Source organism: Streptomyces sp. PsTaAH-137 (assembly GCF_003259365.1).
GTDB lineage: Bacteria > Actinomycetota > Actinomycetes > Streptomycetales > Streptomycetaceae > Streptomyces.
Genome location: NZ_QLLY01000106.1, coordinates 1 through 1249 on the forward strand (window position 1 = coordinate 1; position 1249 = coordinate 1249).

Here is a 1249-nt window from a genome sequence, read left to right on the forward strand (position 1 = left end):
GGGGGCCCAGCGCAGCAGGGTGGATCCCACGGACATGCCGCCGCCGAACGCGGAGAGGACGACGAGGTCGTCCTCGGCCAGGAGCTCCTGACGGTGGACGGTGTCCAGGGCGATGGCGACGGAGGCCGCCCCCGTGTTGCCGTGCCGGTCGACCGTCAGATGCATGCTGGCGTTGTCGAGACGGAGGTCCGGCCAGACCTCGCCGAGCATGACGGCGTTGGCCTGGTGCGGGATGAAGTGCCCCACCTCGCGGGGTGAGACTCCGGCCTTGTTCAGCAACTGCGTGATCGCGCCCGGCAGTTGCTCGTGGACGAAGGTGCGTACGGCGCGCCCGTCCATCTGGAAATAGTGGGCCCCGTCGTGGACGGTGGCCGCGCTCGCGGGCTGCCGGCTGCCGCCGGCCGGGACGGTGATGGTCCGGTACAGGTCGCCGCGCGTGGCGAGGCTGGTGGTGAAGGAACCGCTGTGCGCGGGGACGGGACCGAGGACGACGGCGCCCGCGCCGTCGCCGAAGAGGATGGCGGTCTTGCGGTCGCTGTGGTCGAGGATCCGCGAGTAGACGTCGGCGCCGATCACGAGCGCGTAGGGCGGCTGCTCGCCGTCGGTCTCGGCGCGCAGCATGCGTTCGGCCGCGGTCAGGGCGAACACGAAGCCGCTGCAGACGGAGTTGACGTCGAAGGCGGCGGCCCGGGTGGCGCCGATCATTCCCTGCACGATGGCGGCGGTGGCCGGCTGCGGATGGTCCGGGGTGGAGGTGGCGACGACGACGTACGAGATCTGGTCGGGTCTGAGACCCGCGTCGTCCAGGGCCCGCAGGGCCGCCGCCGCGGCGAGGTCGGAGGTGGCCTGGTGGGGGGCGGCCCGGTGGCGCTGGGTGATGCCGGTCTTGCGGGCGATCCACTCGGCGTCGACTCCGGCCGCCGGGGCTATCTCCTCGTTGGGCACGATGCGCTCGGGCAGGTAGGAGCCGGTGGCGAGGATGCCGATGGGGGTGGGCGTGTTCATGAGTTCTCCGTAGGGCGCTGGTCTGGGCTGGTCGGACGGCGGCGGGCCGGGGTTCACGCCTCGGGCACGGTGGTGAACTCACCGAAGCTGGGGCCCTGGAGCTTGAGCTGGGCGTGGATGTCGCCGCCCAGGCCGAAGTGGCCGATGGCGCCGCCGTAGTTCTGCTGGTAGCTCATCCACAGCACGACGACGTTGATGATCCGGTTGGAGCCGGCGGCCTGCTCGGGGAACGGGTTCGGCAGGG

General features: G+C 71.8%; 1 protein-coding gene and 1 pseudogene. Both read right to left on the bottom strand.

Going from position 1 to position 1249, the window contains the following annotated elements:
- Nucleotides 1-1005 (bottom strand): 3-oxoacyl-ACP synthase III family protein (locus K377_RS41225; protein WP_111668727.1); only part of this gene is annotated, 1005 nt, incomplete at its 3' end.
- A gap of 53 nt (nt 1006-1058) precedes the next feature.
- Nucleotides 1059-1249 (bottom strand): annotated as a pseudogene (locus tag K377_RS41230) (hypothetical protein); the annotation flags it as partial.